The sequence below is a fragment of the Chryseobacterium rhizoplanae genome, assembly GCF_900182655.1.
GTDB lineage: Bacteria > Bacteroidota > Bacteroidia > Flavobacteriales > Weeksellaceae > Chryseobacterium > Chryseobacterium rhizoplanae.
The window spans coordinates 337,020-351,071 of record NZ_FXTC01000005.1 but is presented as its reverse complement, the minus strand read 5'-3'; the positions used below and the strand labels follow the sequence as shown (position 1 = coordinate 351,071).

Below are 14,052 nucleotides of genomic sequence, written 5' to 3'. Positions count from 1 at the left end.
CCTTTACAGGAGTTGCTGGTGGAGATTTACGGAGAAATGCTAGGTCTAGATTCAGATCATATCAGTATCCATGATGATTTTTTCCGATTGGGAGGTAATAGTATTATGGCTATTAAACTGGTCAATAAAATTTATCAGCGAACGGGGATACAAGCTAAGGTTATCGATATTTTTAATGAAAAGACGATTAACAAACTAAGCTTGGTTATCAATCACTATGAACCTGAATATAAAGCAGTCATTCCTTTAAACCATGTTACTGACAAACCCAGTGCTTTTATGATCCACCCGGGAGGAGCGGGATGTGAAGTATATAAGGGACTCGCTGAAAAGCTAAGACCTTATTGTCAATGCTATGGAGTGGATTCTTATAATTTATACAATGATGAAAAAATAACCAATCTTAATGATTTGGCTATGTACTATCTAAACCATATCGAAGTAATACAGAAATCCAGCCAACAGAAAGAGTATATTTTGGTAGGATGGTGTTTAGGGGGACAGATTGCTCTGGAGATCGCTTCAATTTTAGAAAGCAGGGGTCATAAAAATATTATAATATTGATGTTGGATACTATACTCAGAGGTGAAGATGCAAAACTGATGGAGCTTTCTTCCGTGCCTAGTGATGATGAAATAAGTGAAGAATTTAAAGCACCTGTAGACAGTGAACTTTTTTTAGCGTCCAAAAAGTTTGCGTTGGCTGAACATTGTATTGTTGGACAAAAAATTACTACCCGTTTGAGATTTACAAGGATGGTATTATTAAAAGCTATGGTTAAAGGGGGAAAAGAAAGCCAGTTACTTTTTGATCATATTCATCAGTTGGATTGTAATAATTTGGACAAAACAATAGAAAATTCCGATTTATTAATGGTGTATCCAGTTGAGGCATCACACCAGGAAATTATAAAAGAAGAGGAGTTTATTATAGATATTATTAAAAGATTAATCCATGATCCACAAAAAATGATTCCATTATTTTAAAGAAGACTTTTATAGGTTTTTGATTTGGTTAGGTTGGCAACCAGGATATATTCCTGGTTGCTTTTTTATTATAATTGTAACCAGATTCTATTACTTATATTCTTATTCGCTCTCAACACGAGATACAAATGATTTCTAAAAGAACTTATAATATAAAAACGCACTAATGGTAGTTATAATTTTACATTAAATTCTATATAAATCTACATTTGTCTTTTAGTTTTCATATCGCATAAGTATTAAATTTACATAGATAAGTAGGGGAACTACATTTTCATCGCAAGCTTTACAGTTAACAACAATGGTGGGGTAACTGCTCCATGATATTTTGGCATTGTTGCTAACCATAACAAATTAAATAATGTATTGCCATGAAAAAAAAAATATTTTTCTTTTTAATAATACTGATCTATTCAGTAACAGCATGTGAACAGCCTGGGAAAACAAAATTATTTAAGGCTGAAAAACAGATTCATTCTAATCATATTATTAAGAACGTTTATCTTGACGATCAATTCGCAGAGGATGAAATGGAGGTTATTCTCAACAATACGACCAATACGGTAACCATACATCTGGACGGAGAGACTCATGAGCTTAAGAAAAGTATAGATTTACCGGAATATACTGCTGAAAATAGTGAATATAGATATACTGATATTAATGGAGAAATCACTTTTTTAAACAGAAATCTTGATATGATCGTTTTTCATCATACAGCGGAACCCAAACGACAAAAAAAACTTAGAAAAGTATCCTACTAATAATTCTGAATAACCATGGAAATAATATTTATGAACAAAGCTTTCAAGGCAATGAAGCTGATTGCGATCAAGTTCTGTATGTGCTTTATAATTCTAGGCAGTGGATCCTTAATATTTTGTCAGATCAGCCTGTGGCCGGAAGTTATGCTGATCCGCCTTGCTTTCAACAAAAATGGTAAAAAAACTGCAAAGGCTCTTCAGCCTTTTGTACCTGCCGGGATTGCTACAATAAGTAATCTGCAATATCAGAAAGATGACAAGGACGCTTATCTTGATGTATATTATCCTCAATCTATGATCAAAATCCGCAAAGTACTACCCACTATTATGTGGATTCATGGTGGGGGATGGGTGTCCGGAAGTAAAGAGAATGTTGCTAATTACTGTAAAATTCTTGCAGCAAAAGGATTTACAGTAATTGCTATCAATTATTCCATCGCTCCAGAACATACCTATCCTACACCTGTCATTCAGGCTAATCAGGCATTGGACTATCTTATAAATAACTATAAGAATCTTCATGTAGATCCTGATTCCATCATCATTGCCGGTGATTCAGGCGGGGCTCATGTTGCTGCACAGTTAGCCAATATTATTTCTGAACCTTCGTATGCTTCGGAAATGAAAATGTTTCCTTCGATAACAAGGGCGCAGCTTTCAGGTGTAATTTTATTTTGTGGCGCATACGATCTCAATCAGGTTGATTTCGAGGGAAAGTATAAAGGTTTCTTAAAGACAGTCCTTTGGGCGTATACCGGAACGGAGGATTTTATGACTGATCCAAAGATTGCTCCTGCTTCTGTTTATAATTATATTTCTTCCACGTTTCCACCAACATTTATCAGTGTGGGGAATGGGGATCCTTTAGCGAATCAATCCCATTCATTAGCCCGTAAACTGACTCAAATGAATGTCAAAGTTGATTCTTTATTTTATCCCAAAGATTATAGTCCGGTATTACCTCATGAATATCAGTTTAATTTGAAGGGAGATGCAGGAAAAGAGGCTCTAAAAAAGGTTTCAGCTTTTTTATCTTCCGGGATTAGGAAATAATAAATTCCAACTAATCATATAAAAATAATACCATGAAAAAATTATCTCTTCTATTTATTGTTCTTGCCTCGTTTTTACACGCCCAGACATTGGAATTGACAGATGGTGATTACACCTATACCAAAACCATAAATACCGACAAACAGAAAAAAGAGCTTTATATAATTCTGAAAAAATGGATTATAAGTAATTCTTCTCTATATACCCTGAATAAGGATGACCAAAGGTCAGGTATTCTTTCCTTTGAAGAGAGGCTACCCTTAGTGCATTATAATGATTCCCAATCTACTATTCCTTCCTACACCAATGTTATTGAGATTACCAACAAGCAGATAATGTACCGAGTGGAGCATATTGTATTTCAGGATATATTTGGTGGAATGACAAATACCAGAAATGATTATCAAAGTCTGGTTAAAAGAATTGCTCTTTCAGTGTCAACAATTAATCAGCTTAAGGACCAACTAAACAAGGAAAGAAATATTAAAAATAGATTTAATTTCAGGAAAGAAATTTCGGCAGAAAATGAAAAGTTAAGTAAGCTTAATAACATTAATATGCTGTTGACAGAACACTTTACCTCTAATGTTGAAGCTATTGCCCAACAAATAAGCGGGACTTATCAGAAGTAGGCTTATAGTGTTTTTTTGACATCTGGGTATGGATAAAACTACAGTTTATTAGGATGTTATATGTGATATATATGGTACATTTACAATACAAAACATACATAGAGAAATTCACATTTTTTTATAGTTAATTGTACGGTGTGAAAAAATGGGATGGGCGTAGTTTAACATAACTAAATTCTATTATCATAATTTGTGGTTATCGCCGGAGAATTCATCCCGCTCCGGCATTTTAACCAAAATAGTCATACAACTGAAATACAGCAGATAGATTCCTCAGGATCTCTAAATGAAATAATATAATATTGGTTTTTATAAATGGTTGGTTTTCAGGAAAGGTGGTTTATCAAAAAATTGAAGATAAACTATTGATTTCACTTAATTTTATGCCAGCCGTAATTGATAATTACGGCTGGCTTTTTTAAAATACCAGTACTCATAAAAAACGATTAATTAAGCCCTAATCTATTGTAAAGTTGAACCTGCCATATTCTTACTATTTCACCTAACATCATGGAAGTCATTGCACTGTTGTAGGAATTGGGAATTAGTTTCAAGGGGACAGTTCTTCCGCCAAGAACATTATTACCGAAGGAGAAGAAACAGGTGGAAGTTTGGATGGATATCCTTCCTGTAAATACTGTGCAACTAATTCTATAATGCCAATCATTATTATTAAGAAGGTTGATGTTAATATGATGATTCCTGACATGGCTACAATCACAACAAATAAAATAAAGGGATCAGTCAGTACTTTAGAAAGTTTACCAGAAGTTGAATGGAGTGTAGAACTTTTATACATATAATTTATTAATATTTTCAGTACGAACAGGAAAATCACCCAACAATAGTTGTTTTTAAGATTAGAATAAATTATTTGATATTACCATAATGTTGAATTTTATAGTAGGAATAAAGAAGGATGAATTTTTTTCTGTATATTTTTGAATATTAATGTGTGGTAGAAATAATTGATTACGGTATGCTATTTGATGTAATATGAATTAATTTTTTACTAACAATTTCATTGCTTAAATGAAAAATTAACGATATGATAATTAGTGAAGATCTGTTACTTTCACATGGAGCAACCTATGAAGAATTTCATACAAAAGATGTGATTTTTAGTGAAGGTACATTACCAAGGTTTTACTTTCAGGTTGTAAAAGGAACTGTTGAACTAAATAACTTTCAGGAAGATGGACGCGAGTTTATACAGGGTATAATTTCTGACGGACAAAGTTTAGGTGAATCATTGTTGTTTATTGAACAGCCCTACCCAATGAATGCAATTGCAAAAACTGATTGCAAAATTTTAAAATTACCTGCTTCGGATTTTCTATCTTTAGTACAGCAGAATAAAGATGTAATGATGACTGTATTTAAATTTATGTCAGAAAGATTACTCTATAAATATATTATGCTTTTTAGCATTGCTTCGGGTGATCCTCAAATGAAAATTAAAACATTACTTGATTATATTAAAACGATCAATGGTTATAAAGAACAGAGCTTTATAGTACCCTATACTAGACAACAGCTTGCTAATTTAACTGGACTGAGAGTAGAAACAGTAATCAGGACAATTAAGAAAATGGCAGATTTTAGGATAATAAGATTAAATAAAAAGAAAATTGAATATTAAAAAAACCTCCATAAGGAGGTAAAAAGATTAGACATTTTATCAATAAAAGTTTAAAAAATATTCCAGTAAAGTAAGCCGAAAAAATCTTGAAAGTTGATTTACCAGGTAAATCGCTTACTTTATATACCACCTAATATTTCAAAGAAATAACTATAAACAGTACCATTCGTATTGGTAACTCGTAATTCTCCATTATCTTGATCTATACTAATTTTCGTTGTACCAAGATTAGAATTGACCCAACTGATACTAGTGTCTGTACGGGTAAATGATTTTGGATTCCCATCATATCCTTTTATTGTGACATCAACTATAGTATTAAGATGATTATAATCCATACCAATTATGGTAAAATCACCATAAGTATAAGCAGCAGCTCTTCCGTTGTTTGTATCATCACTATTATCAACATAATGTACAAATCGAATTCTTGCTATCAAATTTGTTTTAGGGAAAGTAGCTATCAGGGCATTTCCTCCAGGTCTATATCCCCCGGAAACTCTTGTGTAACCATTTGGAGCAAAACGAACTGTTCCATCTGTAGTGCTGGCATAAAGAGGTTCGTTTGTTCCGTTCATTAATCTGTTTGGGATATTGTCAGCTACAGTTTGACTTATTCGTGCAGTTCCTTCAATGTCCATAGTTTTTTTTGGAGACGTTGTGCCTATCCCTAGATTTCCAACTGAACTTAAAACCATTGCCGGTGCCTTGTCTGTCGCAGATCCAGCATGAAATTGAAGGATACCAGAGCTTACTCCAACTCCATAAAAAGAGTTGCCAGTAGCATTGTTATAGAGTGCAAGTTTTTTCCCAAGTACATCATTAGGGCTACTTCCAATATTAGATCCCAGATCTAATGTGTTATTTGGTGCAGTTGTTCCAATACCTACTTTTCCTGCAGAATTTAATACCATTCCAGGAGACTTAGCAGAAGTTGAACCTGCATGGAATTGAAGAATATCGGTGCTGCTTCCCAATCCATAAAAATCAGTTCCGTCCGCATTATTGTAGACTGCCAACTTTTCACCAAGCACGTCTGTTGCATTACTTGCTAAGTATAACCCAAGATCTAATGTGTTGTGGGGTGCAGTTGTTCCAATACCTACTTTTCCTGAAGAACTTAACACCATTCCTGGAGATATAGTGGGACCGGAGCCCGCATGAAACTGTAGGATTCCAGCATTTACTCCCAGTCCGTAAAAATCAGTACCTGCTGTATTATTGTATACAGCAAGTTTTTTCCCTAACATATCACCAGATGTGGTTCCAATATTTGGACCGAGATCCAGTAAATGATTAGGGGCAGCAGTGCCAATTCCTATATTTCCAATAGGATTTATACGAAACCGTTCTCCATCGGAAGTTCTGAATATTAAATCACTTAATAATGTAGTTCCATCTCCACGATAATAAGAATTTATCGAAGATCCTCCTGAAATATTTAATATACCAGCTGTTCTTGGACTAAAATAGATTGAACCAATAAAATCGTTAGGGGCAAGATCCATTGGAGTAGCTGAAGTTCTATTGGAGTAGCTGAAGTTCCATTGGATGAATGTAGGATAATTGCTGGTCCATTTGATGTTCCAAATCCTTTAAAAGAATATTGGTCTCCCGAAACATTTTCGATATTATAGGAAATAGATTTTACGGATTGTCGGGTATTCTCTTTAAAGGACTTTGGCATTACGAGAGCTGTATCCTTTCCGTGTTTTTTAACGGAAGAGTTTGTAGCTACTTTAGATTTAATTTCTTTACTATTTGTTTTTTTTGATTTAGAAAAGTTTGTTTGAATTTGCGCTGAGGTTAAGGAGAAAACCAAGATACACAAGAAAGCTAATTTTTTCATGGTTGTAGGTATTTCATGTTTCATTATTAAGTAAATAATATCTTAGAGATATTTTCATGGTATAAAAATCTAAATATCAGTGCTATTTAATAGTTAAATCTAATTGTCTGCTAATTATCAAATAATATGATATTTATCTTTTACGTTCTGAATAAAATAATCCAGCATAACATACATTGTAGAACAACAGAGATTATCAGACTATTTATTTCAATAAATCAGCGTGTCACCTACACTTTAAAATTAGATACAAAAGTCATTAGTCGAAAATATATATATGTAGTTTTTAATTAACCGTTTATAGTTTTTTCGTTACAAAATAGGAGGTTATTTGCTATGGTAAATACAGCAGATAGATTTCTTAGGATCTCTAAATGAAATAGTATAATATTGGTTTTTCAGGAAGGTGGTTTATTAAAAAATTGAAGATGATCTATTGATTTTACTTAATTTTTTGCCAATCGTAATTGATAATTATGGCTGGCTTTTTTAAAATACTACTACTCATAAAAGATGATTAATTAAGCCCTAATCTATTGTAAAGTTGAACCTGCCATATTCCTACTATTTCACCTAACATCATGGAAGTCATTGCACTGTTATAGGAATTGGGAATCACTGTAAGATGGGTATTAATTAAATCGGAAGGACATGGTACTGGATGTACACCAAAAGTTTTAAAGATTACTGCAGCTCTTTTGATATGAAAACCTGAAGTGACAAGATATACTTTTGAAGAGGATAATTTTCTTAATATCACACTTGAATATTTGGCATTTTCATATGTATTCATACTCCTCTCTTCCTTAATAATGTCGGTTTCAGGAACGCCCATTTCGGTAAGAACCTTGGCATACAATACTGCTTCAGAGCTCCCATTGTGATTTCCGTTTCCGGATGCCAATATTTTGCATGGTTGTTTATTTTGCTTAGCATTCTGATATAATTTAAACGCTGCAATAAGTCTTGAGTAAGAAATGAGGTTGGATTCCTGGGTTTCATTCAAGCGGACAGTTCCTCCGCCAAGAATCACTATTACTGAAGGAGAAGAAACAGGTGGAAGTTTGGATGTATATTCTTCCTGTAAATACTGTGCAGTTAATTTACCTACAATGCCAGTCGTTATTATTAAGATGGTTGATGTTAATATGATGATTCCTAACAAGGCAGCCTTATATTTATTCTTTTTCCTAAGAATAACAATTATTATAGCCATTACAACAAATAAAATAAAGGGATCAGTCAGTATTTTAAGCACTGAAAAAATAGCATTTAATAGTATTTTCATGTTTGATTATTTAAAATTAATAAATTTTGGAGAAATGAATTTCAAAATAAATACAAAACCATTTTGCGAGGGGTGAAAATACAAAAAACACACTATAACAGATCTTTATTTCATTAATAATCAAGAAAATACTAATCTTTAAAAAATGGTGTAGTGATAATTTTACATTATTCTCAACGTAAATCTATATTGCATTTATCTTTGTTAAAAAAGATATGATTTAATTTTACAGAATTATCATTAAAATATAAGGTATGGTGCTTAAATATAATACAATTAGAAATAATACTTATAATAATCATTTTATATTAATAATTTTTGAAAACTCTAAATTTTACATGTTATGAAAAAACAAACTATTTTATGGATCGCCCTCGGTGTATTGACCGCGTGTAATTCTCCTTCAGGAAATAAGAATTCAGACTCTACTAAAGATATTAATTCACAAAGAGTCAAACTTATAGGAAAGTGGCTTCAGCCTATTCCCGGTATGGAAAGTGAAAAACAAGGCTTTGAACTCTATGAAAACGGAGTGGCTACATCACTGAATATTCACACTTTGCAATACGACAAATGGATGGTTTCACAGGATACTCTTTTCCTTTGGTATCATACAGAGGGTGTCCAGCAAGTTTCAAACGGTGTTGATACTCTAATAATCAAAAAACTGGATGTGAACAATCTGGTGGTTTCTTCTGCAGGAACCAATACTTCTGATGAAGATACATACACCAAAGAAAAATAACTGAAGATTTCTATTCCATCAAACCAAAGCATTAATCAAAAAACTACTAAATACTAGTGATAATGCAACTTTAAATAATTTTATATTCAAAATGTAGCTCTTTACATTTGATCATTAATGATCAATCTACATGATTTACACGCTATCATATTATTAAATTTGGGTACCTGGCAGAGTACAACTTATGCCAGGTTTTTACTGATTTCACCTACAAAAATCTATAACAATACATAAATAAAGATAAGTAAGAACAAAAAAATTGAAAAGGTTGAATTTATCATGAGGTTCGAAGAACCTAAGCGCTAAGTATAAATACAGACTTACTGTATTTTTATTATAAAAATAATTTGTTAGAGCTTCATAGTCATATTCATTAAGAATCTAATTTTCATCCTTAGTGTTTGGGTTTAAATACCTCAGTGCGACAAGATATTGTCGCACGTTTTATTTTATGTCTGTACTATTAAAACTTTCCTGATTTCTTTTCATGCAAAATAGTGAAAAAACTATAATTTACTAGTGATAATATGACTTGTGTTCAGTGTTGTAATTAATAATAAGAGTATACATTTGTACTATAACATTGAGTTAAAAAGCAATTATAAAATTGAAATGTGGACTTGAATATACCGGTGAAGTTTTTATAATTACTTCCAACTTAAATTATATAAATATGAAAAAATTAATTCTTCTAACTTTTGCCTGTATGTTGTCCGCTTGCAATCCGTTTTCGGAAAAGAAGATAACTAAGGGTTTTTCATCTACAGCCTCAGTTCCTAATCCCTACAGGGAGAAGCTGATTGGAAAGTGGTTACAGCCTATTGCTGGTCAGCAAAAAGAAAAACAGGGTTTTGAATTACAGGAAAATGGTACTGCCTCTTCACTTAATATTCATACGTTGCTATATGATGGGTGGAAATTATCTGAAGACACAATTTACTTATCTTATCACACTGAAGGTGTCAAACTGATCTCTAAAGGAATCGATACCCTTGTCATTAAAGAAGTTGATGATAGTGAACTGATCCTCTCTCCTATTGGAATCAATGTCAGCGATGCAGAATTTTATCATAAGGAAAACTAAATAAATATTCAATTAAAATAATAAGACACTTTCTACCCCTGATTTATAATGCATAGTTTCTGATTTGTTTGGCGTTTTTCTTAGGTAGGTTCCGTTAAATACTATTGAGCGGATAAAACTAATAAAAATAAGGAACCTTTCTTATAAACTTCGGTTAAGTGCCGGGATAACAGTATAGCAGAAGTATATATTTTTTCATGTCAAAACATAATGCTATCCTTATTATTTTAATTTTGAGCGCCCGGCACTGATCGTGCAACCAATGCCGGGCCTTTTCTTAAGTATATCTTTTTTAACATCAGAGTCAGTAATTTAATTACTATTTTTTTTCATCCTTAGTCTTTTTGGGTTTACCCTTTGTGTGGCAAATATATTTTGCCACATTTTTTATGTTTAAAACTGACCGATTATCAATTGTAAATAGTTAAAAAACTACAGTTAGATAGTTGTAATATGACTGTTAATCAATGTTTTTTTTGCCCAGGAGATCCTAAATTTGTTTGAGATACTTTCTTAATGACTTAATGTGTTTTCAGCTTTAAGATAAATTAAGTTAGTATATAGACAAAATCATCTCAATCAATTTATTAGGATTAAAACAATAAATAATCATTAAATGTTATATAAATGAAAAAGTATATATTATTTGTTTTTAGTATTTTATGCTCAGGCAGGTAGGGATCAATAACTGTGTTTCACCTTAAATCTAATAATTGGTATTGATTAGCACATTAATAGACTATTTTATAGGGTTTGTTTCTTCATTCAAACCCGTGCAGCAAAGAAATTTGCTGCACTTTATTAAAATATAAGCTCATTATTAATAATAATTATGAACAATATGGGAGCATAGTCCGTAGCTGCTGCTGAGAACTATTTTGAGTAGTAAAAAAGATTGTACAAGCATTTTATTTTTACTTGGCTAGCAGTACGGCGCCCCCACCAAAATACCAAAGAATATCAGTAATTGCATTTTAAGAAATTGTCAATAAAAGAAACTTAAAAAAACTAATTACCCATTTTAATTTCATTAAATTTTATGTACTACAAAAACAAACTCATACTGATTATCATTTTCTTAAGTACTACCATTAGTATTTCAGGGCAATCTGTCAGCATGTATTTTCCTCACTTTGCCGGCAAGACTTATGACTTTATTCTTTTTCAAGGAAAAGATACTAAGGTTCAAAAAGGAACCATACCTGCTGATGGTAGGTTTACTTTGGAAGTTCCCAAAGAGCTATCTCCCTACACGGGAATGTCCAGATGGCTGATTACCGGAACCCAGGAAGGGGGAGGTCTTGATATGATTATCCCTGGCCACAACTTTTCTGTAGAATGCACTTCTGCTATACCGGATAATAAAAATATCATCTATAAAAACAACGATGAAAACAGCTTTTTGAATTCCCGATATAGCGCACAAAAATCAATTGTTGACCGCTTTGTTGCCATGAACATGGTGATCAAAGCTTATCCAAAGGATGATAAAAACTACAGCCTTTATCAAAAAGAGCTGGCTATACAAAAAGACCGTTATACAGGTTTTCAGAAGAATCTTGAGAAAAACAAGGACTATGCATCCGGTTTTCTGCAAACCGTAAATCTCACCAATGGACTCGGAGGAGCTTTAAAGGAAAATGAAGAGGACAATAGAAAAGAAATTCTTCGCACAATCACAGAAAATATTTCGTGGACCAGTCTTTATTCTTCGGGACATTGGGATGGCGTTATTGCGATATTTACAGACCTTGAAGAAAAAAAAGACGGTGGGCAGATTTTTACAACTGACTTTAAGCGTATAGGAGATCGAATTTCAGACAATAAGCTCTATACTGAATTTACAGACCGAATTACCTATTATCTCACTCAATCTGGGAATGATAATATCATTGCAAAGCTTTCTCCGATTGTTTTAGGTTCTGGTAAAATTACCTCTTATAATGGTATTCTGTCAGTATATCAGAAAGCGACTCCGGGCAATAAAGCACCGGATCTTACCATTAGCTCATTTGAAAATGGCTCTAATGTTGCCAAAAAAATAGATTTTACAGATGCTCAATACCAGAAGACCCTTCTTGTATTTTACTTGTCAGACTGTGGACATTGCGAAACGGAGATGAAAATGCTTGCTGAAAAGCAGGGGGATCTTCTCAAAAGTAAAATCCGTTTGATTGCTATTTCCGGAGATACAGATCAGAAAGTTTTTAAAGACGGTGTTGATAAACTGCAGTGGAAAGCTACTTTATCCTGTGACCTTCAGGGAATGAAAGGAGACAATTTTATGAATTACGGCGTTCATGCAACTCCTACATTATTCGTTATTGATCAGCGCGGAAACATTGTTACCCGTGAAAGTACTGCAGAGTCTGCACTAAAAGCACTTGCCGATCCGTCAACAGAATTATGGAGAAAAATACGAAAACCTCCACGACCTTATGTAGCACCTCAGCAATAAAATGCAAAATATTAATATGAAAAATACCAAAAAAAGAAAGTCTCCGGCATCTAGAGTGCCTGACTATAAAAGAATATATACAGACCTTATCACGTTAAAATATCCGCATCTTATGGAAAGATGCAGAGTCTTTCTCGAAAAGGACCATCTGATGAGTTATGATGTATTGAAACTTAGTGGAATTATTACCGGAAAGGATGATCATGAAGCGATATCTTTTAATGCAAGGCATAAGTCTTATGATCCTAATACGATTCTAAGAATTCTTGACTACCAGAAAAAGTATAAATGCAGCAATCTACAGCTTGCCCAATATTTCAGGCTGAGTCGGAATACGGTTGCAAAATGGAAAAAATTATTTTTATAACCGATTATTTCATTAATCAATTTAATTCATCAAAACGGGTAAGTAATGAATTCTAATATATTTAAAAATATACATATTGGAACACTTTTAAAGAAAAGGGTTCTGGAACTAAATATCAACGAATCAAGAATTTGTTCCTTCTTATCATTAAGTCCAGTAGAGGTTTTGGATATGTACAAGAAGGAAAGTATTGATTCTAATTATCTGCTGATGTGGAGTAAACTATTGGAATATGATTTTTTTCGTATTTATTCACAGCATCTGATTTTATATGCACCGGCGGCATCTACTATCACACGAAATACATCCACTAGTGATCAGAGTTCAATGCCTAAATTCAGAAAAAATATCTATACAAAAGAAGTTATTGATTTTATGACCGAACTTATAACAACTCAACAGAAAACGGTTAATGAGATAACTTTAGAATATGGGATTCCAAAAAGTACCTTAAATAAGTGGATAGCCAAATACACAAAAAGCAAAACCGAGGCTGATTAGTCATATTAGTTTCTAAATTTAATTACATATAAAACACAATGATGAAAGAAATAGTAAAAGTTAAGCTTTTGCTTATTATGGCTGTAATGTTGATTCAATGCAGTGGAACAAAAAGTCTAAATAGTATTCTCGTAAGTAATAATATTAACGAGATTCAAAATTATCTTAAGAGATCCCATTCGGATGATCCTAAGAATGCTTTATTAAAGAAAAGGATTATAGATCTTAAAAATGATGAGTGGATGAAAAGATCAAGGGATTCAAAGCCTATTGAAATCAGACCACTGACTGTGAATAAAGACTGTGATTCAGATGTTGATCCGGAGAAATTTGAAAAACTTTTACAGGCTGACAAAATTAAGCACAAGGATAAGACTGCTGATTTTTTGAATGAAATGTTTAGCAGTAATCGCGATTCACCTAATGCAATACTTGTTATTAAAAATCATAGTCATTGTAATACCATTCTACATATTACAGAAGGAATTGAAAAGTATGATCTTGCAGTGCCTCACGATGGTGAAAATTTTATAGTACTTGAAAAAGGTAAATACAGTATTAGTGGAAGTATTTGTGGAGCAAGATATGAAAAAGTAAAGGAACTTAATAGAGGAACTTGTTTGACATTAAGTCATTAACCTATCGTAAGATCCATTAAAAAAGTTTTCACTTGAATATTTAT

General features: G+C 32.7%; 14 protein-coding genes. 11 read left to right on the top strand and 3 right to left on the bottom strand.

Annotation, left to right across the window (positions count from 1 at the left end; genetic code table 11):
• From FN817_RS14025 to FN817_RS14005, 5 genes are all read left to right on the top strand, one after another.
• Positions 1–987: thioesterase domain-containing protein (locus tag FN817_RS14025; protein WP_228451562.1), on the top strand; the 987-nt coding region annotated here is incomplete at its 5' end.
• Positions 988–1,358: 371 nt separating this feature from the next.
• Complete coding sequence (locus FN817_RS14020) at positions 1,359–1,751, top strand: hypothetical protein (RefSeq protein WP_142718499.1); 393 nt, start codon at positions 1,359–1,361, stop codon at positions 1,749–1,751.
• A gap of 30 nt (positions 1,752–1,781) precedes the next feature.
• The gene (locus FN817_RS14015) at positions 1,782–2,804 is read left to right on the top strand and encodes an alpha/beta hydrolase (RefSeq protein WP_167498871.1); all 1,023 of its coding nucleotides are present in this window, start codon (positions 1,782–1,784) and stop codon (positions 2,802–2,804) included.
• A gap of 32 nt (positions 2,805–2,836) precedes the next feature.
• Entirely contained in the window at positions 2,837–3,436 is a 600-nt protein-coding gene (locus FN817_RS14010; protein WP_142718497.1) for a hypothetical protein, read from the top strand.
• 1,048 nt (positions 3,437–4,484) lie between these two features.
• Positions 4,485–5,078: a Crp/Fnr family transcriptional regulator gene (locus FN817_RS14005; protein ID WP_142718496.1), complete on the top strand. Its 594-nt coding sequence runs from the start codon at positions 4,485–4,487 to the stop codon at positions 5,076–5,078.
• Between the two features lie 119 nt (positions 5,079–5,197).
• Here the strand turns inward: FN817_RS14005 and FN817_RS14000 are convergent, their stop codons facing one another.
• From FN817_RS14000 to FN817_RS13990, 3 genes are all read right to left on the bottom strand, one after another.
• Positions 5,198–6,586, bottom strand: a complete 1,389-nt coding sequence (locus FN817_RS14000) for a hypothetical protein (RefSeq protein ID WP_142718495.1) — start codon at positions 6,584–6,586, stop codon at positions 5,198–5,200.
• Complete coding sequence (locus tag FN817_RS13995) at positions 6,520–6,927, bottom strand: hypothetical protein (RefSeq protein ID WP_142718494.1); 408 nt, start codon at positions 6,925–6,927, stop codon at positions 6,520–6,522. The genes FN817_RS14000 and FN817_RS13995 overlap by 67 nt, the downstream gene beginning before the upstream one ends.
• 517 nt (positions 6,928–7,444) lie before the next feature.
• Positions 7,445–8,215: a YdcF family protein gene (locus FN817_RS13990; RefSeq protein ID WP_142718493.1), complete on the bottom strand. Its 771-nt coding sequence runs from the start codon at positions 8,213–8,215 to the stop codon at positions 7,445–7,447.
• A 343-nt stretch (positions 8,216–8,558) separates the two neighbouring features.
• Here FN817_RS13990 and FN817_RS13985 point away from each other — a divergent pair, with 343 nt between their 5' ends.
• From FN817_RS13985 to FN817_RS13960, 6 genes are all read left to right on the top strand, one after another.
• The gene (locus FN817_RS13985) at positions 8,559–8,960 is read left to right on the top strand and encodes a lipocalin family protein (protein ID WP_142718492.1); all 402 of its coding nucleotides are present in this window, start codon (positions 8,559–8,561) and stop codon (positions 8,958–8,960) included.
• 673 nt (positions 8,961–9,633) lie between these two features.
• A complete protein-coding gene (locus tag FN817_RS13980; RefSeq protein ID WP_142718491.1) occupies positions 9,634–10,044 on the top strand; it encodes a lipocalin family protein in 411 nt (136 codons plus the stop codon).
• Positions 10,045–11,083: 1,039 nt separating this feature from the next.
• The gene (locus FN817_RS13975; RefSeq protein ID WP_142718490.1) at positions 11,084–12,502 is read left to right on the top strand and encodes a peroxiredoxin family protein; all 1,419 of its coding nucleotides are present in this window, start codon (positions 11,084–11,086) and stop codon (positions 12,500–12,502) included.
• Between the two features lie 16 nt (positions 12,503–12,518).
• The gene (locus FN817_RS13970) at positions 12,519–12,869 is read left to right on the top strand and encodes a helix-turn-helix domain-containing protein (protein WP_142718489.1); all 351 of its coding nucleotides are present in this window, start codon (positions 12,519–12,521) and stop codon (positions 12,867–12,869) included.
• Between the two features lie 45 nt (positions 12,870–12,914).
• A complete protein-coding gene (locus FN817_RS13965; protein WP_142718488.1) occupies positions 12,915–13,370 on the top strand; it encodes a transposase in 456 nt (151 codons plus the stop codon).
• Positions 13,371–13,408: 38 nt separating this feature from the next.
• Positions 13,409–14,008: a DUF6759 domain-containing protein gene (locus tag FN817_RS13960; protein ID WP_142718487.1), complete on the top strand. Its 600-nt coding sequence runs from the start codon at positions 13,409–13,411 to the stop codon at positions 14,006–14,008.
• Positions 14,009–14,052: the final 44 nt, after the last annotated feature.

What these genes read in the sequence shown, in the direction of transcription:
- FN817_RS14020 (WP_142718499.1), top strand. Translation starts at nt 1,359, where the DNA reads ATGAAAAAAAAAATATTTTTCTTTTTAATAATACTGATCTATTCAGTA.
- FN817_RS13970 (WP_142718489.1), top strand. Translation starts at nt 12,519, where the DNA reads ATGAAAAATACCAAAAAAAGAAAGTCTCCGGCATCTAGAGTGCCTGAC.
- FN817_RS13975 (WP_142718490.1), top strand. Translation starts at nt 11,084, where the DNA reads ATGTACTACAAAAACAAACTCATACTGATTATCATTTTCTTAAGTACT.
- FN817_RS13990 (WP_142718493.1), bottom strand. Translation starts at nt 8,215, where the DNA reads ATGAAAATACTATTAAATGCTATTTTTTCAGTGCTTAAAATACTGACT.
- FN817_RS13995 (WP_142718494.1), bottom strand. Translation starts at nt 6,927, where the DNA reads ATGAAAAAATTAGCTTTCTTGTGTATCTTGGTTTTCTCCTTAACCTCA.
- FN817_RS13985 (WP_142718492.1), top strand. Translation starts at nt 8,559, where the DNA reads ATGAAAAAACAAACTATTTTATGGATCGCCCTCGGTGTATTGACCGCG.
- FN817_RS14000 (WP_142718495.1), bottom strand. Translation starts at nt 6,586, where the DNA reads ATGGATCTTGCCCCTAACGATTTTATTGGTTCAATCTATTTTAGTCCA.
- FN817_RS13980 (WP_142718491.1), top strand. Translation starts at nt 9,634, where the DNA reads ATGAAAAAATTAATTCTTCTAACTTTTGCCTGTATGTTGTCCGCTTGC.
- FN817_RS13960 (WP_142718487.1), top strand. Translation starts at nt 13,409, where the DNA reads ATGATGAAAGAAATAGTAAAAGTTAAGCTTTTGCTTATTATGGCTGTA.
- FN817_RS13965 (WP_142718488.1), top strand. Translation starts at nt 12,915, where the DNA reads ATGAATTCTAATATATTTAAAAATATACATATTGGAACACTTTTAAAG.
- FN817_RS14010 (WP_142718497.1), top strand. Translation starts at nt 2,837, where the DNA reads ATGAAAAAATTATCTCTTCTATTTATTGTTCTTGCCTCGTTTTTACAC.
- FN817_RS14015 (WP_167498871.1), top strand. Translation starts at nt 1,782, where the DNA reads ATGAACAAAGCTTTCAAGGCAATGAAGCTGATTGCGATCAAGTTCTGT.
- FN817_RS14005 (WP_142718496.1), top strand. Translation starts at nt 4,485, where the DNA reads ATGATAATTAGTGAAGATCTGTTACTTTCACATGGAGCAACCTATGAA.